The sequence below is a fragment of the Myxococcales bacterium genome, assembly GCA_016703425.1.
In the GTDB taxonomy this organism is placed as follows: Bacteria; Myxococcota_A; Polyangia; order Polyangiales; family Polyangiaceae; genus JADJCA01.
In genome coordinates this window covers 56,992-81,548 of sequence record JADJCA010000030.1, presented here as the reverse complement: position 1 = coordinate 81,548, position 24,557 = coordinate 56,992, and the positions used below count along the sequence as shown (strand labels likewise).

The following is a 24,557-nucleotide window of genomic DNA, read 5'->3' as shown; positions in this document are numbered from 1 at the left end:
GAGAGACGGTGAGCGGTCAGGGCCTCTCGTCGATGCCGATGTCAGGTGCGAACGCGGGCCGAAGCGCCCGGTCGACGTCCACGCGACCGAGACCACCGCTGACGTAGGGCGCCGAGTCCTTCCCCTTCCCTTCGGCGGGGCTGCCGGCAGCGATGTGAAAGTTGTTGGCCGCGTCAAGGAAGAGCGGAGCGCCGAGGATGTTTTGCGCAGCGGCCAGGCAACCGGTCCACGCGCACGCGTTCACGTCGGTGAGCGAGCTGAGCTTCGTGGTCGTCGCCAAGCTGTGCGCCATGAGAAAGCGCCCCGCCAGGACGTTCGGCGGCGAGGGTTCGTCGGGGTAGCTCGTTTGGACGAAGAGGTTGTGCTCCAGCGTCGTCGTCGACGCGAAGCCCACGTCGAGGGCGATGGCGTCGGTGGCTGGGCGGCGCGCCCACGCGATGGGCACGCTCGTGCGGTCGCCGATGACGTTGTTGACGAGCGTAAGCGGTGAATTCGAGAGGATCCCTCGGGAGGCGCCAGTGCCGGCACCTCCGAAGACCACGTTGTGGGCCGCGTGGGCGGTGCCCGCCGAGCCGGCCGTCGTCTGGTTGATAAGCCCGTAGCTCGCGAGGGCGTCGCCTCCGGTGTCGCCAGGGTTGAGCACGTTGGCCACGAGACGCATGGTCCCGTAGTTCTGCACGGCTGCGCCGTATTGCCCGGCGACGCCGACCCCCATGTCGATGACGTTGCCAAAGAGCGTGGCGTTGCCCAGGTTGTTCACCGCAAAGACGGTGCTCGTCTGCGGTGCCCCGCCGTGAATGCGGTTGTGCAGCAACCACACGTTGGTCGCCGTCGGCTTGATGCTGACGGTGATGGTCTGGGCGCCGCTGCCGGCGCGAACCGAGTTGTGCGCCAGAACGACGCGACCGCTGGAGTTGACGACGACCGCGAAGAGGGGCTTGCCAGCCCTCACGCCCTCCTTGAAGGTGAAGCCCTGCACCACGGCGTTGGCGGAAGCGTTGATGCTCATCCAAGAGTCCCAGTCGATGCAGGCGCACCCGTTGCCGCAACCGGCGCCGACGCGGCAGGCTCTTGAATCCGAGTCCTCGAGCGTCACCGCGCCACCGATGACGGTCTCGTTGACCAACGGGTCGTAGGACCACGTTGCGCTGTCGTAGCCGCCGTACAGCCTCGTCGACTTCGGGAAGCCGACGACCCGTGGGTAGAGGCCTTTGGCAACGAAGAGCGAGCGCCCGACGGGATCACCGACGCCGGTCGCCTGGTAGGCCTCGATGACGGCCATCTCAAGGGAGCAATAGGGCTTCGCCTTCGTCCCGCGAGTCAGCGCGGTGTCCGAGCAGCTCGCCGACGCTCCATCGACGTAGATCCCGTTGGCGGTGGCCGCGACGAGGTCGCCGTCCGAACAATCGTTGTCGCGACCGTCGTCGGCCAGCTCAGCCATGGCTGGATTCACCAGCGGGTCGCTATCGTTGCAATCCGCACCCAAACACCCGACGCCGACCCCAAAGCCGTCGCCGTCGACATCGATGCAAGCGCCACCATCGGCCGCGTCAGACATCGCATCAGGCGACGCTTCGGTGGCGTCGGCGGGAACAGGGCCGACGTCGGAGCCGGCTTCTGCGACCGCGGCGTCCACCACGACGCCGGCGTCGGCGTCGGCGTCGAGGGCGGCAGCGTCTGTCAGGTCTCCGTCGCTAGCGCTCGCTGCGCCGTCAACGGCCCCGCCATCGAAAGCGCTCGCTTCTTCGGCGTCCGGGTCGGCGCCTGCGCCGCATGCCGCCGCCACTCCCAACGCCGACAGGGCGAGCCAACCGAGTCCTCGCATGCATTGACCTCTTCGTGCTTCATGTCGCCTCGCGCTCAAAGGGATCGAGAAATCGTGAAACCGCATCCGCCCACCTCTCCCGACCGCGGAGACAGGGGTGACGAAGGTTGACCACAGCCGCTACGCTGCAGGCCTTGCGACCGAGAGCGATCGTGATGCCGCGGCTCGTCGTCCTTGGCGCGTGCCTGTGGACGCAACTGGCGTCGGCTGACACGCGAGACCCGGCCGCCGCCCAGGCGCTCTTCGACGACGCGAAGAAGCTCATCGACGCGCGGCGCTATGCAGAGGCGTGCCCGAAGCTCGCGGAGAGCCAGAAGCTCGACCCGGCCGGCGGCACCACCCCCGTCTTGGCCATGTGCTCCGAGGGCGAGGGGAAGCTCGTGATCCGCGCGGCGACCTCCGGGGGCGGTGAGGTTGAATCGCCGGTGACCGCCGACTCGAGAGCGCTCGCGCCTCCAGCACGGCAAGAAGCCGCGGCGGAGGCCATCGCCCCGCTCGAGCTCGAGCCTGGCACCGCGTCGCCGCTCGCCGCACCGTCGAGCCCCCTCCGCGAAGGCACTCCGCAACGCCCCCCCACGGAAGGCTGCGACGCCGCGACCGACGGCGCCCACCGAGCCTGCTCCGCTCATCTTGGATCGCAAGTAGCGATGGCCACGACGGGGCACGCACAATTCGCGACGGCCATTGGAACCTGCGGCATCGCGTGGAACGACTGCGGGCTCACGCGCGTGCTTCTGCCGGGGAAGGGCCTGGCAGCCGCGCTCTCGCGCGACGGTGGGACGTCCCGCGAGGCGCCGCCGTCCGTCGAGAGGGTCATCGCGGCCATCGAGCGCCTTCTGGCCGGCGTGCCCGAGGACCTCACGTTCGCCGCCCTCGACCTCACAGACGTGCCCCCCTTCCACACGCGTGTCTACGAGCTGGCGCGCCACATTCGTCCGGGCACGACGATGACCTACGGTGAAGTCGCCCGCGCCCTCGGCGACGCCGGCGCGGCCCGCGCCGTCGGCCAAGCGCTCGGAAGAAATCCGTTTCCTATCGTCGTGCCCTGCCATCGCGTCGTCGCCGCGCGAGGTCGCCTGGGCGGGTTCTCCGCGCCGGGGGGCGCCGACACGAAGCTGCGCATGCTCGCCATCGAAGGCGTCGCGCCGGCTACGTTGCCGCTCTTCGGCCGCTAGCGAAACGAAGTCTCGAGTGACGGCGCGCGCAGCACGTCACGGCCACAAGAGGCGCACCGTGACGCCGGCGCTTACGATCCAACCCTTCGAGCCAAAGCCGGGCCAGCCCGGATTGTTCGTTTGCAGCCCCTGACTCCCAGCGATCGGCGCGCGCGTCGAGGCCGATACGGCGCCATCGGGCACCTCATCGACCACGGCGGCGTCGTCCTTGGACTGATGGCGCCAAGCGAGTCGATGAACGAGGAACGAGAGCCCCGGGACAACGGTTGGACCTTTCGGCAAGAGCGCCCGCGGAACCGGCGCCTCGACGCCCGCCGCGATGCCGACGCGATCCGAATCGACGTAGTTGGACCGGCCCGTCTGCGCGGGAAAGGGTGTCGGTGCATACTCGAGATCGATGCGACCGCGCACCTCGCCGATGCGATGACGAACGCCGGCCGTCCACGTGAGCGTGTCCTTCGCCGCGACCCCATAGGCGGACGGCCGCTGGCCCTGCCGATCCTCGTAGGTGCCATAAGCGGCGAACTTCGCGACGGCGACGGCGCTCATCGCGTAGCGGCGTGTCGTCACGAGGTCGACCTCTGTGCCTAGCCGAACGGTCCATGGCAAGAACCCAAAGACCTGACGACGGTGCGTCTTCGACGAGGCGCCGTTGGGCAGCGTCGCCGCGATGTCCGTCTCGAGAACCATCGATTGGGGAGCGTGGGCCGAACCGCTTAGTCGCACCCTCGGCGTCGGTGCTACGCGAAAGCCGACGTGAGGCGACAAGAAAGCGCGCACGCCGACGTCGTTGTTGACGAGCAGCGTGTCGTAGTTGGTCGAGTCGCGAACGTACGTCTCTGCCGACGCACCGCTCGCCAAGCTGAGGCTCGCACCGAGGCCGACGGAGAGCGCCGGCGCGACCTTCACGCCGGCGCCGACCACCGCCGCGACGGTCGTTAGTCGATCGCCGTAGAGCTCAGGATGAAGGCTGTTGGAGAAGAGGGCCTCTCGCTCGTCAGCGTAGAAGCTGCGGGCCGTCGTCAAGCGCGCCAAGGGAGCAACGAGCGTCGCGCCGAGCGTGACGCGCCCCGGCCAGAGCCCCTTGACGCCGCCAAGGACGAGAACGCTACGCGTCACCTGACTTGAGCCGCGTCCTTGCCGCGGCCTCGCCGCCGCCATGGGCGCTCGGCACTGGCCTGGTGCGGTGCCTTCCGTGCAGCCACGCTCAAGCCATTCGGTGGGTACGGCTGCGCCGTCCAACGGCGTTCCATCGGGCGCGGTGACCGCTCGGCCGCCGACCACCAGCGGCACGTCACCGCCGCTTCGGCCGTCGAGCGTGACACCGACCTGTTCGCTCACCGCGGTGAGCCCCAGCACAACCTCATCGCTCGCCTCGGTGAGGAGCGCAGGATTGAAGTAGGCCGACGCCGACGACGGTCCCGTCACGGCGGCCGCGAGGCCACCGCTTCCGCCTTGAGCGCCCACCGTCTCCAGCAACGGCGACGCCTGCGTCGCGACGCTCCATGACGCGACGGAAGCGACGATCGTCAACCCGAGGCGAACGCGGCGCGGGCTCACTCTTTGCTCGGATCGTGTGGGAGGATTCGCCGTACGCCGGCGCAGGTCTCGAGATCGCGCATGGCGTCCGCCCGAAGGGCACCACCGGGCAAGCCACGTGGCGCGCCCTTACCGAGAAAGCGCAGCGTCATCCGGTGACGCAAGTCGCGCGCCGGCACCGCCGCTGCGGCGAGGAGCGAACATCCGACGCTGCACTCGGTGATGCGAAGCGCGCTCTCTTCCACGTCGATGTCACCGGGCACAACGAACTCGACGGCGTGCGACGGCACCGGTGCCCCGGCGGCCGTGGCGTACTCCTTGTATTCGCGCTGCGCCGCGTTGCGGACGCCGCTGACGACGCCACGAATGCGATACGCGACGCCGGGGATTCCGTCGCCGTCAGGGTCCGTTGTGCCGGGCACGACGCCGCTCGGGACGAGCGGGTCGATGACGCTTGGCAGCTTCGTGAGAGAAGCAAGCGCCGGCTCGTCGGCGAACGATGCCGGGAGGTAGCTCTCGGTAACGCCGCGCACGTTGTAGAACCGTTCGAAGGTCACGGCGCACCCGCCACCTTCCTCGCGAAACGTCCCGGTGCGAGCCGGGCGCGTAGGGGTCGCGTCCTGACGATTGAGGTGCATGAGGCCGCGCAAGGTTCCCTCCGTGTACGCGATGTCGGCGGACCCGCTGACCTCCACGCCACAATGCAGCATCTCCTCGACCTTGAAGGTCGGTCCCGCCTGGGAGAATCGATAGAGGAAGAAGCTGCTCGACGTCTGCACCTCCGACAGGATGGCGTCGCGCGCAAAGGAGGTCTCTCGCGCGGCCCACCACCCGGTCATGTCGCACGCGTCGGTCTTCCGGGGGCCGTCGCAGTTGGGACCGGTGCCGAGAATGCCGTCGGCGCAGGCCGCGTCGCATCGAGCGCTGTCGCATGCGTATCCGGGCACGACCCGGCAGTTGACGCAGCCAACGCTCGCGACGTCGCACTCCTCGTCGGCGTCGACCTTTCCGTCACCGCACGTCGCCCGCGGGCCGCCGACGCTCGGCAAGACGACGTCCTTCTCGCAATGCGTCACGCCCGCGAGGCAAGCTGTGAAGAGCGGCACCATGAGCACGCGTAACAGCCGGCACCGGTACATCCGGCGCGCGACTATAGGGCGCGCTGGGCAAATTCCATACGGCGAAATCGCGATCGGCGGGGGGCAAGCGGTGCGCTGCGGCGGAGGCGACGCTAAGGTGCCCTCCGCACTTCGATGGCCCCGAGACCGAGCTTCTCGAGCTGCCGGCGCAGAGCGACCGCGCCCCGCGCACGCACTACGTTGAGACTGCGCGTCGAGGTTGCGCGGCTCTCGCGAAGACTTTCCTCACGGGCACACGAGCCCTACCTTTGCCAAATGATCAGCCGCGCCCTCCTCCTTGTTCTTGCTGCCCCCTCCTTCGTCCTCGGGTGCAACAAGACCGGCGAAACCAAGGCGACCGCGGTGGAGGCCCCGCCGGCCGCCGCATTGCCAGCGTCCGCAGCGCCACCGGTCTCCGCGACCCGAGCGGAGGTCGGACGTCCGGCGCCTGCGTTCGCGCTGAAGGACACCAGCGGCAAGACCGTGACGCTGTCGGAGCACAAGGGCAAGACGGTCGTGCTCGAGTGGTTCAACCCTGACTGCCCCTTCGTGAAGAAGTCTCACGAGAAGGGATCGCTGAAGAGCTTCGCGAACGACAAGACGAAGCAAGGAATCGTGTGGCTCGCCATCAACTCGGGCGCCGTCGGCAAGCAAGGCCACGGCGCCGCGCGCAACGCCGAAGCAAAGACCGCGTGGGCCCTTGCCCATCCGGTCCTGCTCGACGAGAGCGGCGAGACCGGCAAGCTCTATGGCGCCACCAACACGCCGCACATGTTCGTCGTCGATGGGACGGGTGTCCTCCGCTACGCGGGCGCCATCGACAACTCGCCCGACGCCGGAGGGTGAGTCGCCGCAGGGCGGCAAGCTGGTCAACTACGTCGAGCAAGCGCTCACGGAGCTGGCCGCCGGCCGCTCGGTGTCCGTGAGCACGTCAAAAGCCTACGGCTGCTCCGTCAAATACTGAGCGGGAGCTGCGCGGCACGTGGCGTTCGCTTCTCCTGCTCGGCGGCGGAGGACGACCGAGGCGCACTCCGTTGAGCGACGCGTCGCCCGCGAGAGACGCGGTTCGTGGGGGCATCGGCACTCGACCCGTCGCGCATCGCTGCGCGTTTCCCCTCGCGACGCAACGATTGGCGACGAGGTGGTTCTTGCCGCCACCTATCTCGGGGTGATGCGCCGCCGAGACGCGGGCCTCTCGACGATGACCCGATAGCCCTTGGAGGATGACCCTCGCTCATTTCGCACGCCTCGAACGCGTGATGCGGCCTTTCGTTGTCGGCGCGCTGCTCTTCGGCTGCGGCGCGGGGCCCGCGGACGACGACGGCATCGACGAGAGTGAGCTTCGACGCAAGTCGTCGACCACGTCCGCGCAGAAGCCCACGTACGCGGACCTCGAGAAGCTGGAGGGCGCCGCGCTGAAGCGAGCGCTCGCAGCCTTCGTCGGCGGGCACATGTCGCTCGGCTACGACCGCGCGCGAGACGCCCTCTTGAACGACGCGGCCTTCACGGAAGCCGACGGGACGTTGGAGTGCGTGTACACCGGGCGCCGCGTGGCGCCCGACGGCACCCGCTCGCCGGGGCGAACGTTCAACACGGAGCACACGTGGCCGCAGAGCCTGGGTGCGATGCACGAGCCGGCACGAAGCGATCTCCACCACCTCTTCCCCGTCGACGAGCGCGCCAACAGCGCGCGCAACAACCATCTCTACGGCACACCGCGCTGCCGAACGACAGACCGCGCATGCAGCTTCGCCGCCGGCGGCTCCGTCCTGGGAGAAGACGCGCACGACGAGCTCGTCTTTGAGGTGCGTCGCGCGCGACGAGGCGACGTGGCGCGGGCGCACTTCTATTTCGCGATTCGCTACAACAAGGCCATCGGCGCCGAAGAGGAGGCGGTCCTGCGCGCGTGGCACCATGAGGATCCGGTGGACGCTCGCGAACGCGCGCGACGCGGCGATCGCGGCGCTCCAAGGCAACGAAAACCCCTTCGTCGCTCACCCCGAGCTGGTGAGCGCCGTCGGCGACTTCTAGCGCCGTACCGGCCGAAAAAACCTGCCACCGACACCTGCACCGCTGCTGTAGGAGGACTAATCCGTTGACCTGTGTACCGGACCGGCCTGAGACGGGCTTGTTCGCTAGAGGCAACGGGCGTGCTGCTACACCCCAAGGAGCATGCGAACCCCGCTCGTTAGCGCCGTCAGCGTCGCCGCCTTTGGCTTCGTCATCTTCGCTTGTGGCTCCGAGGACGGGCGCGAAGCGCTGCCGGAAGGCACAAGCGGCGGTCCGACCTCGAACAAGGTGGCCGAGGGCGGCGTGTTTGCATCAACAAGCAGCGGCGGCCCCGGCGCCACGACCGGCGGCCCGACGGGAAGCGAGCGGTGCACCGATACGGCCAACGCGCTCGAAGGCTGCGGCTGCCCAACGGACGGAGCCGAGGCGCCCTGTTGGTCGGGCCCAACCAACCTGCGCAAGGTCGGCGGCTGCAAGGACGGTACGGCCAAGTGCATCCGGGCCGGAGAGTTCCTGCGCTGGGGCGCGTGCACGGGAGAGACGCTACCCGGATCGCAAGGCCTCGACGCGAGCTGCCAATCCACTTGCAAGGGCGAGTGCGTGCCTGGCAAGTGGCGCTACTGCGACGAGGCTCAGTTCTGCGCGTGGGGCAAACAGGATTGCCTGCCGAACGGACAAGGGGGCGGCAGCTGGGGACCGTGCAAGGAGACGCAGCCGCCCTCGGGCTGCGAGCCGATCATTTCATTCCCCGGCTTCCCGGCCATCTACGACGAGGACTGCTGCAAACAGAAGGGCTTCTGCTGCCAGGTCGGCGGCGTGAACAGCCCCAAGTCCGAGGGCAACTGCGCAGGCATCGTCACCACCTGCCAGTGATTCGTCGCGGCTGCGCGGACACGGCGACGCAGCGACGCTTGGCGCGGCCTCGCGCGCGAAGGTTGAGAGCTTCACGCAGGCTTCAGGTAGAAAAGCGCTGGTGGCAGCGCGCCTTTGGTCCGTCGGTTTGGTTCTCGTGCTCGCCGGCTGCGGCCGCGCCGAGCGGCGGCACACGGCCGCCAGCCAAACGGCCAGCGCCTCGTCGACCGAAACCTTGTGCACACGGCTTGGTCCCGAGTCGGTGTGCTGGGGCAAAGACGGCGGCGTTCACTGCGTCGGACCGTCGTGCATCCCTGAAGCACCGCGGCCCCCTGCTTTGCGACCTCGAGGCGCTTCGCCGTTTTCCTGCGACGGCGGCGTGTGCGAGCAAGAGCGGCCTAGGCAACCCGACGACGGCGAATGGGAGTGCGGCGAAGGGACCGGCGTCACGGTCTGCCGCGGCGGACTCATGGCGGCCGGCGTGTCCCACGGCAGCCCCGATGGCCGCTGGCTCTGCGGGGACCATCGCGTAGAAGACGCCGGCGCGTACCCGCGCGTGTGCGTCGACTTTTCGCCGGAGACGCCAGGCGCGGAGCGCGACGCGGGTGCCCGCTGGTCTTGCCGCTACGCGTACGTGTCCAACATGCCGGTGAGGCGATGCGCGCAAAGCCAAAGCACTCGCGTGGGGGATCGCTGCGCCAGCGGCGCGTGCCCTCCCGGCTCCGCTTGCGTGAGCGAGCGCTGCGTGCCGCCGAAACCCGACGTGGGTTGTTTCTTCGACGACGAGTGCGGCGCTGGCAGGGCGTGCACGTTCGGAAGCTGCCGTCCATGAGCGGGACATCGAAGAGGCTCGCGGCTTCAGCCTTGGCGTTTGCCCTCGCGACAGCGACCGGTGCTTGCGAGCCCAAGCCGGCGACGCGCATGCAGACGCAAACCCGCCGCCTCACCGTGCCGACCGGCGTCTCGCCTAGTCAGCTGACCGTGAGGCCCGCCGACGCCGTTGTTCGGCGGCGCGAGAGTGACGGCGTCTTGGAGCTCGAGACGACACGCCCCGTCTCGGTCACCAGCGAAGTGACCTGCCCGAGCACGACAGAGGCCGCCAACGTCGCGCTCGCGGCGGTCGTCGAAGCGCCGGCCGCCATGGCTGCGGTCGGATGGTCAACGCACGTTCGCCTCGAAGTGAAGGAGCAATGCGCGGAGGCGCGAGGCGGGACGATCTCATGGAGCGTCATCGATGGAGCGGTGGCCTCACTCACGGTGGCGCCGGACGGTCGCGCCATCGATGTCGTCACGGTGGCGGCGCCCCAAGGCCCGCTGCCGTGGGGCGTAGTGCCCCTCTCGCCGCGCACGCGGGGCGCTGCACGGCTCGCCGCCGAATGGCGAAGCTCCCGGGGAGCCACGCTCCTTCGCCACGTGGACATCGCCGCGATGCCTCGCGCCACGGGCATTCCGTCGATTGCGCGGGGCCAAGACGTGCTCCTCTCGGGGACCCACTGGACGCTCGTCCGCGCCATCCCGAAGGAAGCCGCCATGACGCTCTCGCCGATCCCGGGTCGGAGCGACCTCTCGCGCTTTCGCGCCTCGACGACGGGTCAGTTCGTGTTCATGAGCGCCGAGGGGGCGCTCTCGATACGCGCGGGCCTGCACGAGGAGGTCCCGCTCGATTGCGGACGCAGCGACTGCCACGCGGAGACGGCACGCGCGGCACAGACGAGCGCCATGACGCACGTGCTTCGCAACGGCCTCGAAGGTGACCTCGGTCCTCTCGGCGGCGCTCCGTGCGCTCTCGCCTGCCACGCGGTCGGCGAGCCGGGACTTCTGGACCACGGGTTTGTCGACCGACTCGCGGCGCTCGGAGCGCCGCTCCCTTCCGCGCACCGCGGCGCTTGGGACGAGCTGCCGCGAACGTTGCGACGCCTCGGCGGCGTCGGCTGCACGAGCTGCCACGGGCCTGCCGCGATCCCGGAGCCCACGGCGCGCTTCGCGGTGCTGCGCAGCGACGTCTGCGCCACATGCCACGACGCGCCGCCGCGTTACGGGCACGTCGCGGCCTGGCAAAAGAGCGCGATGAGTCACGCCGACCTCGATCCGGAGGCCGCTACGAAGCCTGAGTGTCAACGCTGCCACACGACCGCGGGCTTCTTGCGTTCGCTCTCCGCGGCGCGCCGTGAGGATCCGCCGGCGTCTGCCCGGCCCGTAGGCATCGCCTGCGCCGCATGCCACGCGCCCCACGGACCGCACGGCGCGCACCTCGTCCGCGACGTGACGCTGGCAGCCGCGTTTGCATCGCTCGACGGCCCGAGTCGCATCTGCGTTCCCTGTCACGAGGGCGACGCCGCAACGGTGTGGGCGGGACGCCCGAACGAGTCCTCGCCGCACAAGGGCATCGGGTGCGTCGGCTGCCACATGGCGAGCCGAGAGCAGCACGGCGCGTCGCATCGCTTCGAGGCCGACATGCGGCAGTGTCGAACGTGCCACAAGGAGGCGCCTCGGCGGCCGTCCACGGAAGCTACGCCGCGCCCAAGAACGCCGACGAGCCGCCCCGCGCACGCGTCGGGGAACACCCTGGTGCGGACGGAGGAGGCCCGCCTCGAGGCCGCGATCCGGGAGGACCGGGCCGCGTGGGTTCACCAACCGGGCCTTGCGGCTCATTTCGGCGCCGAGCGATCCGCTCCTCGACCTTGATATAACTACCTTTTTCGCGAACCCATCGTCATGTGTACGAAAGGGCGTGCATGTGGGCGGTTTGCACACCATGTTTCGGCCCGCTCATGGAGGTTCTGCTGATGCGCACGTCGATGCTCGCGACCTTTCTTGCCACGTCCTTCTGCGCCGTCTTGACCCCTGCCTGCGGCGGCGACGACGACGGCGTCAGCGTCAACGGCGGCACCGACGAGCAGGAGCTCCGCGGTTCGAAGATCTACGAGTGTCGTTGCTCGGGGATGGAAGACGACACCCTCAAGCGTTTCGAGCTCGTGTTGAAGAACGGCCAAGCCAAGGTCATCGATCTCAGCAAGGACGCGCTCGTGCCGGACACCGGGCGACTTGATGCAGACTACAACCCTACGGCGCAATACGCGGGCGCGAGTCGGTACGCGGGCTTCGGCGATCTCGTGAACGACATGAACAGCGACCTCGCCAGCATCGAGCTGATCGTCTCCGCCGAAGTTCAGGGCGGCGAGGAGAGCGGGAAGCTCTGGATTCGGATGTCGGGCCACGGCGGCTCAACGCACGGCGCCACTTGCACGAAGAAGGCGAGTCTTCTGACGGTCAAGACCGCGGTAAAGAGTCGCCTCGCGTGCGACCTCGACCGCATCCTTTGCGGCGCCGGCGCGCCGCCCGGCGAGACCTGCCTCGCCGACATGTTCGTTCAACAGACCAGCAGTGACGCGGCGAAGATTCGCCTTCGTTGGTACGACCACTTCGGCGTTCGCGCGACGGAGCGCTTCGAGTCCATCGCCGCCTCGGACGATCTCTCGCGCACCACCAAGGCCGTGAAGGGCGCGTGGGAGGGCCGGCAGCTCGAGCTCAAGCATCGCGCGGGCATCACGTACACGGGCAAGTTCACCCTCCCCGACGGTCGCAGCGAGACGGTCAAGTGCAACGATCTGGCGATGCTCGACTGAGCGACTTTGAATGGGCGCGAAGACGCGCCAAGGAGCGCGTGAATGTCGGTCCGTCGTAGCGACGTCGACGCGGCGCTGCGCGTCATCGCGCCCTTCGTCAGGCGAACGCCGCTCGTTGAGCTCAGCGCCTCCGCTTCGACGCTAGGAACGACGGGAGCGATCTCGCTTAAGCTGGAGCTCCTGCAGCGTGGAGGGTCCTTCAAGACGCGCGGCGCCTTTCACCACCTGCTTACACGGACCGTGCCCAAGGCTGGCGTTGCGGCCGCATCCGGTGGAAATCACGGCGTCGCCACGGCCCTTGCCGCGCAGCACCTGGGCCACAGGGCGACCATCTTCGTCCCCACCATTGCCTCGCCGGTGAAGGTCCAAAAGATTCGGGATGCGGGCGCGGACGTGATCTCCGTCGGCGAACGTTACGCGGACGCACAGCTCGCTTGCGACGCGTACATGGCCGAGACCGGAGCCATGGGCATTCACCCTTACGACGACGAATGCACCGTCGCGGGCGCTGGCACCGTCGCCGCCGAGTGGGAGCACGATCTCGCGACACGCGCCGAGGCCCCGCTCGACACGGTGCTCGTCGCCGTCGGTGGCGGCGGCCTCGCGGCCGGCCTCGCGGCGTATCTCCCCGACTCCGTGCAGATCGTGACCGTAGAGCCGGAGGGCTCGCGGTGCCTCCACGCTGCGCTCCAGGCCGGTGCGCCGGTGGACGTGTCCGTTGAGTCCGTCGCCGCCGATTCGCTCGGAGCGAAGCGCGTGGGCGCCCTGCCGTTCCAGATCTTGCGTGAGCGGCGCGTTACCTCGGTGCTCGTGCCAGACGATGCCATCAGGCGGGCCATGGCGCTTCTCCTACGAGAGCTCGCCCTGGTTGCCGAGCCGGGCGGTGGCGCTGCCCTCGGCGCGCTCCTCGCGGGCGCGTACCGACCGGCCCCGAGGGAGCGCGTCGGGGTCCTCGTGTGCGGCGGCAACGTCGGGCTCGACGCCTTCGCCGCGCTCTCCACCTTCCCCGCCAACGGTGCGTCATGAACGTCGCTCCGATCGCCGAGGCGCGCCGCCGCAACACCAACCTCGTTGCCTCTTTGTCGACGTTCGTCGGACGCGGCGCCTTGCTGCTCGAGATCGAGAGCGCCTTTCGCGCGGCGCGGCTTGTGGTGCTCATGGGCCCCCCGGGCGTGGGCAAGACGAGAGTGGCGACGCGCTTCGCCGATCTCCACGGCGACACCTTTCGCAAGCGCGGCGGCGTCTGGCTGTGTGACCTTTCGAGCTGCCGCACCGCCGGCGACATGCTCCGCACCGTCGCCAAGAGCCTCGGGCTGCGCACCCCCGCGAACCTCGAACCAGCGACGCTGCTTGGCCAGGTCTCCGAGACCCTCGCCGAGCGCGGCGACCTCTTGCTCGTCGCCGACAACTTCGAACAACTTGAGGACGAAGCTGCCGGCGCCCTCGCCGCATTGCTCGGCACCGCGGAGGGTTGCCGCGCGCTCGTGACCTCGCGACGACGACTCGCCATTGACGGCGAGCGAATCGTCGAGGTCCGCCCGCTTGCCTTGGCGCACACGACCCACGAGGGCGGGAGGTCCGACGCCGCGGAGTTGTTCGTCGCTCGTGCGGTGGCGCTGGGGACGCCTCGCGAGAGCCTTGACGACGCGCAGGTCGCAGCGCTCGTCCTTGAGCTCGAGGGCATGCCCTTGGCCATCGAGCTCGCCGCCGCGCGCTGCCGCGTCTTGGGCGTCGCTCAACTGAGGGCGGCGCTCCGCGCCAGCCATCTCATCCTCTCGCCGAACCGGAGCGGCTCGTCTTCGCTCGAGCGGGCCGTGGAGCGCTCCTTCGCCCTGCTTGCACCATCCGACGCGGCGACCTTGATGCAGTGCTCGGTGTTCCGCGGGCCTTTCTCCCTTGAGGCGGCAGAAGCCGTCGTCAGGCTCGACGACACGACCGACGTGCTCGAACACCTCTCCACGTTGCGCGATCAATCGCTACTCGTTCACGACAGCTCCACCGAGAGCGCGGCCTCCTTTGCGCTCTATGCGAGCCTGCGCGATTTCGCGGCGCGCCAGCTAGAGCGGGCGCAGGGCACCGCCGCCGCCGAGGAGCGCCACACTCGCTATTTTGTGGAGCGCGGCGTGGGCATCGCGCTACGTCATGCGATCAGCGGAAGTGCCGCGGAGCGACAGCAACTCGAGGCGGCGAGGCAAGACCTTCGCGCGATCTTCGATCGACTCGGAGCGGAGGCCCAGGGGCCCGAGCGGCAGCGCGACCTCGCTCGCTGCGTGTTCGCCATGGAGGCCGTGCTCGGCGCGAGCGCCGACGCCGCCCAGATCTCGACGACGCTCACGGCTGGCCTCGAAGCAGGTCGCGCGGCGGGCGACGCGGAGTCGCTCGAGCTCGTCGCTCGCCTGCTCGTCGCGCGGGGCGTCGCGTACGGGATCCGCGGCGACGCGGCGAATGCGCTCTTGGACCTCGGTCACGCTGAGGAACTCGCCCAAGGGATGGGCCTCACTCCGGTCGTCGCCGAGGCGCGAGTGCACCGAGGTGTGCGCCTCCGCCAGCGCGGGCTCGTGCATGAGGCCGTCGACCTCGTGACGGCCGCCGCAGAGCTGGTGCAAGGTGGCACCGCGCCGCGCGTGGAAGGCGCGGCCCGTGTAGTCCTCGGAATGCTCCTCGGGGAGCTCGGCCGCCACACCGAGGCGCGCGTCGAGAACGAGCGCGCCCTGGCGATTTTTTCCCTCGCCGGCGACACCTGGTCCGAGGCGTTGGCGCTCGCGAACCTCGCCCAGTTGGACCAAGCCCGCGGTGACTTCGACGCCGCAGCGCGAGGCTTCGACGCGGCCATCGAGCGTTTCCGGACCTTCGGGGACCGCCCCTACCTCGGGCGATACTCGGGATACCAGGCGGCGCTGGCGCACGAGCGGGGCGATCTCGACGGGGCCGTCGTGGGCTATCGCATGGCGCTCGACATCTTGGGCAGCCTCGATGCACCGCACGCGGAGGGGCTCGTTTGGGCTTGCCTCGGCGCGGCGTCCGCTGGCCGCGATGACCTCGTCGACGCGTCCTTCGCCCTCGAGCGCGCCGCGCTGCTCCTCGAACGCGTCGAAGCGCCTCTCGCGCGCGCCGCGCTGGAGCTGCACCGCGGCCACCTGGAGTTGGCGCGCGCGCGCGCCGACGCCCGAAGCGACGAGACAGAGCGAGAGCGCGAGGGCGAGCGCCTCGTGGCGACGGCGCGCGCGCGCCTCCTCGCGGTAACTCATGCCGAGTCCTCGGAGGACGTGCGCTTCGCCGTGCGCCTCCTCGAGCGGGCCATCACCAGTTGCCACGCTCCCAAGGCAGCGCGACCGACCCGTGGCCCCCTCGTGATCGGCCCGCGCGCCTTGTGGTTCCGCCTGGGCGAAGCGCCGGCCGTCGATCTCACGCGGCGCGCGTCCCTCTCAAGGCTCGTCGACCACCTCGCGCGAGAGCGGCTCACAAACCCAGGGCGCACGAGCTCGTGGACCGTGCTCCTCGCGGCCGGTTGGCCCGACGAACGCGTCCTTGCGATGGCCGGCGCCACACGGGTTCGGGTGGCCGTGGCCACGCTTCGCAAGCTTGGCTTGGCGGACGTGCTAGAGACCCGCGGCGACGGCTACCTCTTCGCCGACCAAGTGGCGGTCCGCCGGGAAGTTTAATCAACCTTAATGCGTAAGGGCGGAAGGTCCGTGGAAGAGTCACCGTCATGAGTTCATCCACTGGCTTCGCCGTTGCGGCAGAAAATAGCCCCGTTCGCGACCGCGGCCTCGCCGCCTCTGCCGTCGCCTTCGCGCTAGCCCTCCTCGTCGCCGGGTGCTCGGCGGACGCCGCCAGTCCTGAGGCGCCCCCAGCGACCCCCGCACCGACGGCCACGGATACCGACGCCGGCGGCGGCGAGCCTGACGCGGCGCCGGCGCCCCAGTGCGGAACGCCGTCGACGCGCAGCGCCTGCGGCAACGACGGGGCCTGGGTTCGCGGCACCGTGCGCTTCGACGCCGCTCGCTTTCCGAAGGGGTCGGCGCCAGTGCTGCGCGTGACGCTGCGTCACCAGTTCGTGCTCAAGAAGGGTGAGGAGGCGATCGGCGGTCGCCTTCATGGCTGGAAGAACGTCCCCATCAAGAAGCCCGAGAGCGGCGCCGTGACCTTCGCCATCGACATGTGCGCGATGGGGACCGCCATGTGGAGCGAGGAGAACGACGCGTTCAACCTCGTGCTCCACATCGACGAGGACGGCTCCAACAACCTCGACGAAGCGCAGACCAACGCGGACGTGCTACGGCTCGCGGCCCCCGACAAAGGGGAGCTGGTCAAGCTCGTCAAGGTGAACGTCTCGTGTCACGCGCCGCCGGCGTGCGTTGACGTGACGCTCGACTGCCAAGACGGCACCGCTTGCACGACCATCGATCCAATGAAGAGCTGCACGAAGCAAGGCCCCGGGTGCAAGAGCGACGACTCGTTCTGCAACTGATGCCGATATCCGGGCTACGCCGCTGAGACTGGCCCGGCGCGGCGCTCCGCCACGGCCATGATGCGCAGCGAAGGCTGCGGAAACCGGTCGATGCGGAGGAGCTGTCCCTCGGCGACCTCTTCCCACGGCTCGTCGGTCATACGCTCGGACGCAATGAAGACCGCCTGGCGACGCTGCGACCAGGGCGTGTAGACGGTCATGCCGTCCTCGCTCGTCCGCTCGCGGCGAACCTCGTCGTGAGGACCACGAGAGAGGATGAAGAGCGTTCGGCCTAGCCGATGCGCGTACATCACTCGCCCGTTGGAGAGGAGGAAGTTCACGGCGCCCAAGTCCGTGTGCGCCTGCACTTCGCGTACGACGCGCGCGACAACGTCGTCGACGAGGCCCTCGCTCCCGCGCCCGTCCACGGACTCGGGTTCGCCGCCTTCGATTTGGGTCACGCCGGCCCGATCGAGCTCTGTCAGAAGCCACGCGAAGAGCAGCTCGCTGTCGGTGTCGCCGCGAACGCGAGCGAGGCGGGCCTCTGAGACCCGCGAGCGCAAGAACGGGAGGTCCTTGATGGTTCCGTTGTGGGCGAAGACCCAGCCGTCGCTCTCGAAGGGATGCGTGTTGCAGATCGACGTGGGGCCCACCGTCTTCAGACGAATGTGCGAGACGAGGAGGACACCGCGGCTGCCGCCGGCGCACGCGTGAAACTCTTGGTCCTTGTGCGCCGTCTCGGTGCCGCGCTTGACCGACCAGCGGGTCGTCTCGTCGGCGAACACGGCGAGCCCCCAGCCGTCGGGGTGCTTCTCCGAGAGGGCCGCGAGGCTGCGCGGCATGTCGCGGAGTACGATGCGAAAGTCGGTGGGCTCCGACGCGGCGATGCCCAGGAGACGGCACATATTGCGATGGAGAGCTTAGCCTGGCCGACCTTTTTCGCCCACTCCATGACGGTCTCCGTCGTCGAATGCGAGGCCTGGCGGGCGAACATCGGCGTGTTTCGTGGGCAAAAGCGCCGGGACGGGCGCCGGCTTGGGCTCCGTTCCCGGCTTCTGCGGCACCCGCGCCATCACGTGCTCCGCCATGGCCGTGATGGTCAGGCTCGGATTCACGCCGAGGTTGGCCGGAATGATGGACCCGTCGACGACGTAGAAATTCTCGTATCCGAAGAGCCTTGCGGCGGGGTCAACGGCGCCGCTCTTCGCATCCTCGCCGATGGGACACCCGCCTAGGATGTGAGCCGTCGACGCGCGGTTCAGGAGCACCTCGACGATGCCGCTCTGCGCGATGCCATCCATCTTGACCGCCATGCGCTTCGCCACCTCGTTGGCCATCGGCAGGTAGACCGGCGCCGGTCGATCGGTCGCGAGCGCCGTGTCGGTCTTCTTGCCGAAGGGCCAGTACCAGCGGCGACGACGCACGTACCTGAGGTAGTTGTCGACGGGCTGCATCACGAGCAGAATCGCCGTTCGGCGGGCCCAACCGAAGGGCACGCTGATGCGCAAGAATTGGAGCGGGCTCGAGACGACGCGGCCAAGCCAACGGACCCACCGCGGCAGCGAGCCGCCGCCTCCGGTGAGTAGCGTCGTCAAGACGCTCAGCGCGTCGGAGCCGTCGGGGTAACGAACGATCTCGATGTGCGTGTTGTCATCGACGAAGGCGCCGGCGCTGATGGCGATGCCCTTCGAGTAATCCACGTCCTTGCGACGCGAGCGAACGGCGAGCAGAGCTTCAGAGTTGGTGCGGACAAAGCTGCCGACCTGGTCGGAAATGTTCGGAAGCGATCCCTTCTCCTTGCACCGGAGGAGGAGGTCGACCGTACCGAAGGAGCCCGCCGCGAGCACGATCCCGCGGGCGCGCACGGCCCCCGCCTTGCCAAAGGCGCTGGTGGAGGGGGCAGTCTCGACGACATAGCCGGCGCCGTCGACGCGAATGTCGGTGACGCGCGTCTCGGCGCGGATGACCGCCCCGCGCTTCTCGGCGAGGTACAGGTAGTTCTTGTCGAGCGAGTTCTTGGAGTCGTGGCGACAGCCGACCATACACCCACCGCAACGGATGCAGCCGGTGCGCTCGGGGCCTTCGCCGCCGAAGAACGGATCGGCGACGCGCTTGCCGGCCTCCCCGAAGTAGACGCCGACGGTCGCTCGATGGAACGTGTGACCACGGCCCATGTCGTCGGCGACTTCCTTGAGCACGAGGTCGGTGGGAGCGAGGACTTCGCTCGGCACGGCGCCGAGCATGCGCCGCGCTGTCTCGTAGTGGGGTACGAGCTCCAACTTCCAGTCGAGACCGACCCAGCGAGGATCGTCGAAGGCCTGGGGCGGTGGTTGCAGAAGCGTGTTCGCGTACACGAGGCTGCCGCCGCCCACGCCCGCGCCGTGCAAGAAGAACACGTCCCTGAGGAGGGTCATCTGCAGGATCCCGTGGAGCCCAAGCCCCGGCTTCCACAAGTACCTCCTCACGTCCCACGTCGACTTCGCGAAGTCGGTGGCGTTCCAGCGCTTCCCCTGCTCGATGACGAGCACGCGGTAGCCCTTTTCGGAGAGACGCAGCGCCGAAACGCTGCCGCCGAAGCCGGAGCCGACAATGACGAAGTCGAACTCCTCCACGGCTAGTGACCCTCGGCGCCAGAATGATGACGCCGGCCAGCGTAACGGTCCGTCGCCGAAACGAGCTCGTGGACGTTGCCTGGCTCGAAGGCCGAGTGCCCCGCGTTGGCGACGAGCTTGAGGTCCGCCTCGGGCCACGCGCGGTGGAGCGCCCACGCCGACTCGGCGGGGCAAACCACGTCGTAGCGCCCTTGAACGATCGTCGCTGGGATGTGACGAATGCGCTCGACGCCGCGCAAGAGCGCGTCGTCGCTGCCGAAGAAGCCGCCGTGCATGAAGTAGTGGCACTCGATGCGGGCAAAGGCGAGCGCGAAGACGTCGCCCGCGGTGCGCCGGATCAGCTCCTCGTTGGGCAAGAGGCAACTGGTTCGCCCCTCCCAGACGCTCCAGGCTCGCGCCGCGTTCAACTGGGTCGAGGGTTCGCTCTCGGTCAGAAGCTTGTAGTATGCACTTACAAGATCATGACGGTCGCCGGGGGCGACGGGCGCGATGAAGTCTTCCCAAGCGTCGGGGAAGAGGGCGCTCGCTCCCTTCTGGTAGAACCAATCGATCTCGCTCTTCCGCAAGAGAAAGATCCCGCGAAGCACCAACTCCGTCACGTGAGCCGGGTAGGTCTCCGCATAAGCCAACGCGAGCGTGCTGCCCCAAGAGCCACCGAAGACTTGCCACCGCTCGATGGAGAGCTCGCGGCGCAGGAGCTCAATGTCCTCCACGAGGTGTGGCGTCGTGTTGTCCTCGAGCGAAGCGTAGGGCGTGCTCTTGCCGCAGCCGCGCTGATCGAACAGGACGATGCGGTAGCGGGCTGGGTCGAAGAAGCGTCGCTGCCGCGCGTCCGTCCCGCCGCCGGGCCCACCGTGGAGGAAGACGACAGGCTTGCCCTCGGGGTTCCCCGACTCCTCGAAGTACAGCTCGTGCACGGGCGACACGCGGAGCTTGCCGGTGCGAAACGGGGTGATCTCGGGGAACAGGGTGCGGAGTTCTCGCAGGCTGGCGCTCATCTCAAGGTCAGCTACATACCATGCCCATGAGCGCGGCCCGCATCGGCACCTTCGAAGAGTTTTGGCCCTACTACCTCGGCGAGCATCGGAGCCCCTTGTGCCGCGGCCTCCACTACGTCGGCACCTCGATGGCTTTGGGCAGCGTGGCCGCCGCGGTCCTTACGATGAACCCGCTTTGGCTCGTAGTGGCCCCCATCGCCGGCTACGGGCCGGCGTGGTTCGCGCATTTCGTCGTGGAGAAGAACCGCCCCGCGACGTTCACCTACCCTCGCTGGTCGCTCCTGGCCGACTTCAAGATGTTCGGCCTCGCGGTCCGCGGCAAGATGGGCGCAGAGATGCGCAAGCACTACGGAAGCGCGCACCCCGCCAAGGACGCGCCGCGGGCCAACGCAGGGGCCAGCCTCGCGTAACGCGTCTCCTCGGAACGGCGCGCCGACCGGCGATCAGCGGCCGCTGCGACGCGTCGGTGCGATGCGCGACTGCGCCGCCTCGACCTCCGCGGCGGCCTCGACCTCGGCCTCCGAGACGGCTCGCTGGCTGTATTCGGTCCGCGCGGTCCCGAGCATGAGCTGCGGAAACTGGTAGACGAGGGTGCCGCTCTCATCGAGCTCCACGCGGACGCGCTCCGGGTTGCGTTTCGCGAAGTCGGTGAGGAGCCGATCGGCTTCGACCTCATCGAGGCCCAACATCTGGGCGACATCGAGCATCGACACGACGCCGCCGCGGGCCTCGGCCATGGCCGTCACGGCCTGCTCGAAGGTCCGCGCCTCGGCGCGGGAGCCACTTGCTTTGAGAGCGCTCCCGCCGCGGAGGAGCCCGAAGCCGATGAGCGCGGCGAGCGCGAAGATGCCACCACCCAAGACCCAACCGACGATGCCGGCGGGGAAGATCCATTGAAAGAGCGCCCCGAAAAGGAGCGCCATGAACGTGCCGAAGGCGAGCGAGAACCAGCCGGCGAAACGCGCCACGCTCCCGCTCAGGCGACTGGGCTTGCCCGTGAGGTGGACGGCGGGGCCGGCCGTCGGCGGCCTCACTTTGCCGCACGAAGAGCAATGCGGGATGGGACCGCGAAAAACCACCGGAGCATCGCGACCGCAGTGGGGACACATGAGAGGGCTCTTGTAGCATGATGGCGACGGAACGCCCCGCCTCGTCGCGGCCGGCGTCCTTCGCAGCTCAGCCCCATGCGTACCTTCCCCGCCCTGCCATCGGTCGCCCTCGGCGCGCTCGCGACGACGCTTTCCGTCGCGGCGCCAGCGGCGGCGGACCAGATCACGAGGGTCGCGGCGAGAGCGAGGGTCGAAGGGCCGCCGCTCCACGAGCTCCGCAGGCTCCTACCGGCGGCGTCGGGCCTCGAGCTCGCGGCGCTCGAAGGCCATCGCCTCGACGGCAGCGGGGAAGTCGCACGCTACCGTCAGACCCATCGAGGCATCCCCGTGCTCGGGCGTGGAGCGACCCTATTCCGGGGCCCGATCGCCATCGCGTCCGCCGCCCTCGAAGAGCGATTGCCCGCCCAGGTCGTTCCGACCGTCGACGAGCCGAAGGTGCGCGAGGCGCTCGCGGGGCGCTTGCGCTTCCCCGTCACCGCGCCTCCCACGCTCGTGATCTTCCCGACGGCGGAGGGCGGCGTCCTCGCCTATCGCTACACGCCGCGCCTCGCGGGCATGCCGATGGCTCCGGAGCTCATCGTCGATGCGCACAGTGGCGCGCTGCTCGCGGCGCGCGACCGTGCGCTCCAGTTCGGCGCCACCGCGCGTGTCTACGAGACCAACCCGGCGCGATCGCCGGGCCTCGTCACCGCACCGTTGACCATCGCGCCGTCGGTGCCGGACCGCTTGGAGAGCGACAGTGTCGTCGCCAAGACCTGCGTCGACCGGGGCAAGGTCGCCGCGGTCCCGGGGCTGCCTTCGGGGCTCCGCGTATGCGAGCTCGAGGCCACGGCGCACCCCAACGCGTCAGGCGACTACGACGTGACGCCCAACGACGACGTCACTTCGAACCTGCACAACGAAGACGCCTTCGCAGAAGTGTCGATGTACCACCACACGACACGCGTTCTCTCGTACTTCGAGAAGCTGGCTCCGAGTGGTTCCCGCGCGACGCTGCTCCGCGGCCGCCCCTTCGTCGCCATCGCGAACCTCCGCGTCGCCGACGGCCTCGAGACGGGGTTGGACGCGGCGCGCGTCGGGGACCCATCCCTCTCGCTGGTGCCTTTCTCGAACGCCTTTTTCGCGCCCGGTGGCGATGGCTTCGGCTCCATCTTTGGCGTCGACGCCGATGGGCTTTGGTTCGGCCAAGGCCCCAAGCGCGACTACGCCTACGATGGCGACGTCGTCTACCACGAGTTCTCTCACGCGGTCGTCGATGCCACCATCGGCCTCGGCGCCTACACGTTTGACGAAGACGGCCTCTCGGCGGCGCCCGGCGCGCTCAACGAAGGCATCGCCGACCTCTTCGCGGCGGCCCTCTCGGGTGATCCGGACATCGGCGAATACGCCGCCGGCGACCTCGGCGCCCCGTTCGTAAGAACCCTCGCGAACGACGACGGATGCCCCAGCGGGGCCGTGGGCGAGGTGCACTTCGACTCGACGGCGTTCTCCGGCGCGCTCTGGGCCGTGCGGGCTTCGTTGCCCAGGATCGAGCAGGTCGTCTTCGACCGCACGTTGGTTGAGACGCTGCTCACGCACCCGCGCGCCAGCGCGCCGCGATGGAACGAGTTCTTCGACGTCATGCTCGCCGTCTTCAAGATGCGGGCGTCGCTCTCCGCGCGGGCTCTCGAAGCGGAACTCGACGCGCGCGGCCTCCGCGACTGCCGCCGCTTCATCGACGCCACGAGCGGCGCAGTGATGGCGAAACGCGACGCGCAAGGGCCCATCGGCTTCTGGTCGCCAGGAACCCTTGAAGTCGGCCGCGATCTGGTGCCCGGTGCCGTCACCTTTCGCGTGACCTTGCCGCAACGAAGCGGCGCAAGGCGCCTCGAGATCACGGCGACAACCCGGGCGCAACGCACGAGCCTCCTTTCCGGCGGCGGTACGCCCTTCTCGCCCGTGGCTCTCGTGACGTTCGGGGCGCCGATGCGCTACCGCGGCGTGGGCCACGACGCGGTCACTCTCGAGACGACGAACGAGGACAAGCGGCTCGCGGCCCAGGTCGACGTTCCAGCGGAGGCGCAAGTGGCTTACGTGCAGATCGCAAACAAAGGCGAGATGGCCGGCTCCTACGACGCGCTCCAGCTGCGCGTCGTCGACGTCCCGCCGCCGGCGACGCCCGCGGCGGCACCGGAGGGCGACGACTCCCCGTTGCCAACGGGCTGCGCACTGGGGCAGGGCGCCACCGGCGCGGCCGAGGGCGCGGGGCTCTTGTTCGCGACGCTGTTGGCGCTGCGGCTCCGCGGGAGGCGTCGCCCATGATGCCCATAACGCCCGCGGCAACCAAAGAGGCCGAGCTCACCTTCGGCGACGGCGCCCGCGCCCTCTTCGGCGGCGTGCGCTACGTCATGGGTTCGCCGAGCGTGTGGCCACTGGCCATCGTGCCGGTCCTCATGTGCATCGCCACGGTGACCGCGTGCACGTGGGCCGGCTATTCCTTCGGGGCCGACGCCCTTCTGCCGCACCTGCCGACGGGCGGCGTGGCGGGCTCCGTCCTCAAGGTTCTGGCCGACGTTCTCTTGTTCGTCCTCTGCCTTATCGTCGGCCTCGTCGTTGGACTGTCGCTCGCGCAGCCGCTCTCGGCGCCAGCGCTCGACGCCCTCGCGAAACGTCGCGCCAGGGCCCTCGGCGTTTCAAACTTCACCGAGAGCGGGCCCGCGGCGTCGGTCTTTCGATCGCTTCGCGTCGTGTCGCTGGCGCTCCTCGTGGGCCTCCCGATCCTCCTCGCGCTCTCGCTCATCACGCTGCTCGTGCCGCCAGCGGCCGCGTTGACCCTGCCCGCCAAGTTCCTCGTCGCGTCTTGGCTCGCGACCTGGGATGTCTTCGACTACGCCTTCGGCCTCGGCGCGCTCGGCGTCCGCGAGAGGCTGGCTTGGCTCTCGCGCCACGGCATGGCGGCGTTCGCCTTCGGCCTCGCCCTCGCCGCTGTGGCGCTGATCCCCGGCCTCGGCCTCTTCGTCTTGCCTATGGGCGTCGCGGGCGCCACCGAGCTGTGGGCGAAAACGCAGGCAAGAGGCCCGTAAAGGGCGGAAGCGCTCCGCGAGCCATGTGGTATGCGTAGGGAATGCGGCTCGTACTTGCGCGCATGGTGTGGCTGGCAGCGGGCGGAGCCCTGCTTTACGGCGGCTGTTCGGCGCACGGCAACGACGTGGATCCATCTGCGCCGGAAGGTGACGGCGGGCCGCGCCGCGTCATCGTGAATGA

The 24,557-nt window shown here is 69.1% G+C and carries 19 protein-coding genes and 1 pseudogene; 13 read left to right on the top strand and 7 right to left on the bottom strand.

The window, feature by feature from the left end; translation table 11 throughout:
- Positions 1–16: 16 nt before the first annotated feature.
- Positions 17–1,825, bottom strand: a complete 1,809-nt coding sequence (locus IPG50_36920; GenBank protein MBK6697728.1) for a putative metal-binding motif-containing protein — start codon at positions 1,823–1,825, stop codon at positions 17–19.
- Positions 1,826–2,472: 647 nt separating this feature from the next.
- Here IPG50_36920 and IPG50_36915 point away from each other — a divergent pair.
- Positions 2,473–3,000 (top strand): MGMT family protein, encoded by a 528-nt coding sequence (locus tag IPG50_36915; protein ID MBK6697727.1) that lies wholly within the window; start codon positions 2,473–2,475, stop codon positions 2,998–3,000.
- 36 nt (positions 3,001–3,036) lie between these two features.
- Here IPG50_36915 and IPG50_36910 read toward each other — a convergent pair whose 3' ends face one another.
- Positions 3,037–4,560, bottom strand: a complete 1,524-nt coding sequence (locus IPG50_36910) for a hypothetical protein (GenBank protein ID MBK6697726.1) — start codon at positions 4,558–4,560, stop codon at positions 3,037–3,039.
- Positions 4,557–5,648 carry a hypothetical protein gene (locus tag IPG50_36905; protein ID MBK6697725.1) on the bottom strand — a complete coding sequence of 364 codons (1,092 nt, stop codon included), beginning with the start codon at positions 5,646–5,648 and terminating at the stop codon, positions 4,557–4,559. The genes IPG50_36910 and IPG50_36905 overlap by 4 nt, the downstream gene beginning before the upstream one ends.
- A gap of 285 nt (positions 5,649–5,933) precedes the next feature.
- On the opposite strand from IPG50_36905, the pseudogene IPG50_36900 reads away from it, so the two are divergent.
- From IPG50_36900 to IPG50_36860, 9 genes and pseudogenes are all read left to right on the top strand, one after another.
- Positions 5,934–6,621 (top strand): annotated as a pseudogene (locus IPG50_36900) (thioredoxin family protein).
- Positions 6,622–6,880: 259 nt separating this feature from the next.
- Entirely contained in the window at positions 6,881–7,756 is an 876-nt protein-coding gene (locus IPG50_36895; GenBank protein ID MBK6697724.1) for an endonuclease, read from the top strand.
- A 73-nt stretch (positions 7,757–7,829) separates the two neighbouring features.
- Positions 7,830–8,540: a hypothetical protein gene (locus IPG50_36890; GenBank protein ID MBK6697723.1), complete on the top strand. Its 711-nt coding sequence runs from the start codon at positions 7,830–7,832 to the stop codon at positions 8,538–8,540.
- A gap of 100 nt (positions 8,541–8,640) precedes the next feature.
- Entirely contained in the window at positions 8,641–9,351 is a 711-nt protein-coding gene (locus tag IPG50_36885; GenBank protein ID MBK6697722.1) for a hypothetical protein, read from the top strand.
- Positions 9,348–11,204, top strand: coding sequence for a hypothetical protein (locus tag IPG50_36880; GenBank protein ID MBK6697721.1), 1,857 nt, complete (start codon positions 9,348–9,350; stop codon positions 11,202–11,204). Before IPG50_36885 ends, IPG50_36880 begins: the two co-directional genes overlap by 4 nt.
- Before the next feature lie 50 nt (positions 11,205–11,254).
- On the top strand, positions 11,255–12,145 hold the full coding sequence (locus tag IPG50_36875; GenBank protein ID MBK6697720.1) for a hypothetical protein: 891 nt from the start codon (positions 11,255–11,257) through the stop codon (positions 12,143–12,145).
- A 42-nt stretch (positions 12,146–12,187) separates the two neighbouring features.
- Complete coding sequence (locus IPG50_36870) at positions 12,188–13,171, top strand: serine/threonine dehydratase (GenBank protein MBK6697719.1); 984 nt, start codon at positions 12,188–12,190, stop codon at positions 13,169–13,171.
- Complete coding sequence (locus tag IPG50_36865) at positions 13,168–15,807, top strand: AAA family ATPase (protein MBK6697718.1); 2,640 nt, start codon at positions 13,168–13,170, stop codon at positions 15,805–15,807. The genes IPG50_36870 and IPG50_36865 overlap by 4 nt, the downstream gene beginning before the upstream one ends.
- Before the next feature lie 47 nt (positions 15,808–15,854).
- The gene (locus IPG50_36860) at positions 15,855–16,616 is read left to right on the top strand and encodes a hypothetical protein (protein ID MBK6697717.1); all 762 of its coding nucleotides are present in this window, start codon (positions 15,855–15,857) and stop codon (positions 16,614–16,616) included.
- 14 nt (positions 16,617–16,630) lie between these two features.
- Here the strand turns inward: IPG50_36860 and IPG50_36855 are convergent, their stop codons facing one another.
- The 3 genes from IPG50_36855 to pip are packed head-to-tail and all read right to left on the bottom strand — an operon-like array spanning position 16,631 to position 20,205.
- A complete protein-coding gene (locus tag IPG50_36855; protein ID MBK6697716.1) occupies positions 16,631–17,500 on the bottom strand; it encodes a class II glutamine amidotransferase in 870 nt (289 codons plus the stop codon).
- 15 nt (positions 17,501–17,515) lie between these two features.
- On the bottom strand, positions 17,516–19,207 hold the full coding sequence (locus IPG50_36850) for a GMC family oxidoreductase (GenBank protein ID MBK6697715.1): 1,692 nt from the start codon (positions 19,205–19,207) through the stop codon (positions 17,516–17,518).
- 2 nt (positions 19,208–19,209) lie between these two features.
- On the bottom strand, positions 19,210–20,205 hold the full coding sequence (gene pip, locus IPG50_36845; protein MBK6697714.1) for a prolyl aminopeptidase: 996 nt from the start codon (positions 20,203–20,205) through the stop codon (positions 19,210–19,212).
- Between the two features lie 26 nt (positions 20,206–20,231).
- On the opposite strand from pip, the gene IPG50_36840 reads away from it, so the two are divergent.
- Positions 20,232–20,615: a DUF962 domain-containing protein gene (locus tag IPG50_36840; protein ID MBK6697713.1), complete on the top strand. Its 384-nt coding sequence runs from the start codon at positions 20,232–20,234 to the stop codon at positions 20,613–20,615.
- A 33-nt stretch (positions 20,616–20,648) separates the two neighbouring features.
- Here IPG50_36840 and IPG50_36835 read toward each other — a convergent pair whose 3' ends face one another.
- Positions 20,649–21,314, bottom strand: coding sequence for a hypothetical protein (locus IPG50_36835; GenBank protein ID MBK6697712.1), 666 nt, complete (start codon positions 21,312–21,314; stop codon positions 20,649–20,651).
- Between the two features lie 75 nt (positions 21,315–21,389).
- Between IPG50_36835 and IPG50_36830 the strand changes: the two genes are divergently transcribed.
- Together IPG50_36830 and IPG50_36825 are read left to right on the top strand one after the other, a co-directional pair.
- A complete protein-coding gene (locus IPG50_36830) occupies positions 21,390–23,615 on the top strand; it encodes a hypothetical protein (GenBank protein MBK6697711.1) in 2,226 nt (741 codons plus the stop codon).
- Positions 23,612–24,376, top strand: a complete 765-nt coding sequence (locus tag IPG50_36825) for an EI24 domain-containing protein (protein MBK6697710.1) — start codon at positions 23,612–23,614, stop codon at positions 24,374–24,376. Before IPG50_36830 ends, IPG50_36825 begins: the two co-directional genes overlap by 4 nt.
- Positions 24,377–24,557 lie beyond the last annotated feature (181 nt).

Excerpts from the sequence above, each read along its gene's own strand:
- IPG50_36860 (MBK6697717.1), top strand. The coding sequence starts at position 15,855 with ATGAGTTCATCCACTGGCTTCGCCGTTGCGGCAGAAAATAGCCCCGTT.
- IPG50_36855 (MBK6697716.1), bottom strand. The coding sequence starts at position 17,500 with ATGTGCCGTCTCCTGGGCATCGCCGCGTCGGAGCCCACCGACTTTCGC.
- IPG50_36865 (MBK6697718.1), top strand. The coding sequence starts at position 13,168 with ATGAACGTCGCTCCGATCGCCGAGGCGCGCCGCCGCAACACCAACCTC.
- IPG50_36870 (MBK6697719.1), top strand. The coding sequence starts at position 12,188 with ATGTCGGTCCGTCGTAGCGACGTCGACGCGGCGCTGCGCGTCATCGCG.
- IPG50_36875 (MBK6697720.1), top strand. The coding sequence starts at position 11,255 with ATGTGGGCGGTTTGCACACCATGTTTCGGCCCGCTCATGGAGGTTCTG.
- IPG50_36895 (MBK6697724.1), top strand. The coding sequence starts at position 6,881 with ATGACCCTCGCTCATTTCGCACGCCTCGAACGCGTGATGCGGCCTTTC.
- IPG50_36920 (MBK6697728.1), bottom strand. The coding sequence starts at position 1,825 with ATGCGAGGACTCGGTTGGCTCGCCCTGTCGGCGTTGGGAGTGGCGGCG.
- IPG50_36835 (MBK6697712.1), bottom strand. The coding sequence starts at position 21,314 with ATGTGTCCCCACTGCGGTCGCGATGCTCCGGTGGTTTTTCGCGGTCCC.
- IPG50_36825 (MBK6697710.1), top strand. The coding sequence starts at position 23,612 with ATGATGCCCATAACGCCCGCGGCAACCAAAGAGGCCGAGCTCACCTTC.
- IPG50_36880 (MBK6697721.1), top strand. The coding sequence starts at position 9,348 with ATGAGCGGGACATCGAAGAGGCTCGCGGCTTCAGCCTTGGCGTTTGCC.
- IPG50_36890 (MBK6697723.1), top strand. The coding sequence starts at position 7,830 with ATGCGAACCCCGCTCGTTAGCGCCGTCAGCGTCGCCGCCTTTGGCTTC.
- IPG50_36905 (MBK6697725.1), bottom strand. The coding sequence starts at position 5,648 with ATGGTGCCGCTCTTCACAGCTTGCCTCGCGGGCGTGACGCATTGCGAG.
- pip (MBK6697714.1), bottom strand. The coding sequence starts at position 20,205 with ATGAGCGCCAGCCTGCGAGAACTCCGCACCCTGTTCCCCGAGATCACC.
- IPG50_36830 (MBK6697711.1), top strand. The coding sequence starts at position 21,390 with ATGCGTACCTTCCCCGCCCTGCCATCGGTCGCCCTCGGCGCGCTCGCG.
- IPG50_36840 (MBK6697713.1), top strand. The coding sequence starts at position 20,232 with ATGAGCGCGGCCCGCATCGGCACCTTCGAAGAGTTTTGGCCCTACTAC.
- IPG50_36915 (MBK6697727.1), top strand. The coding sequence starts at position 2,473 with ATGGCCACGACGGGGCACGCACAATTCGCGACGGCCATTGGAACCTGC.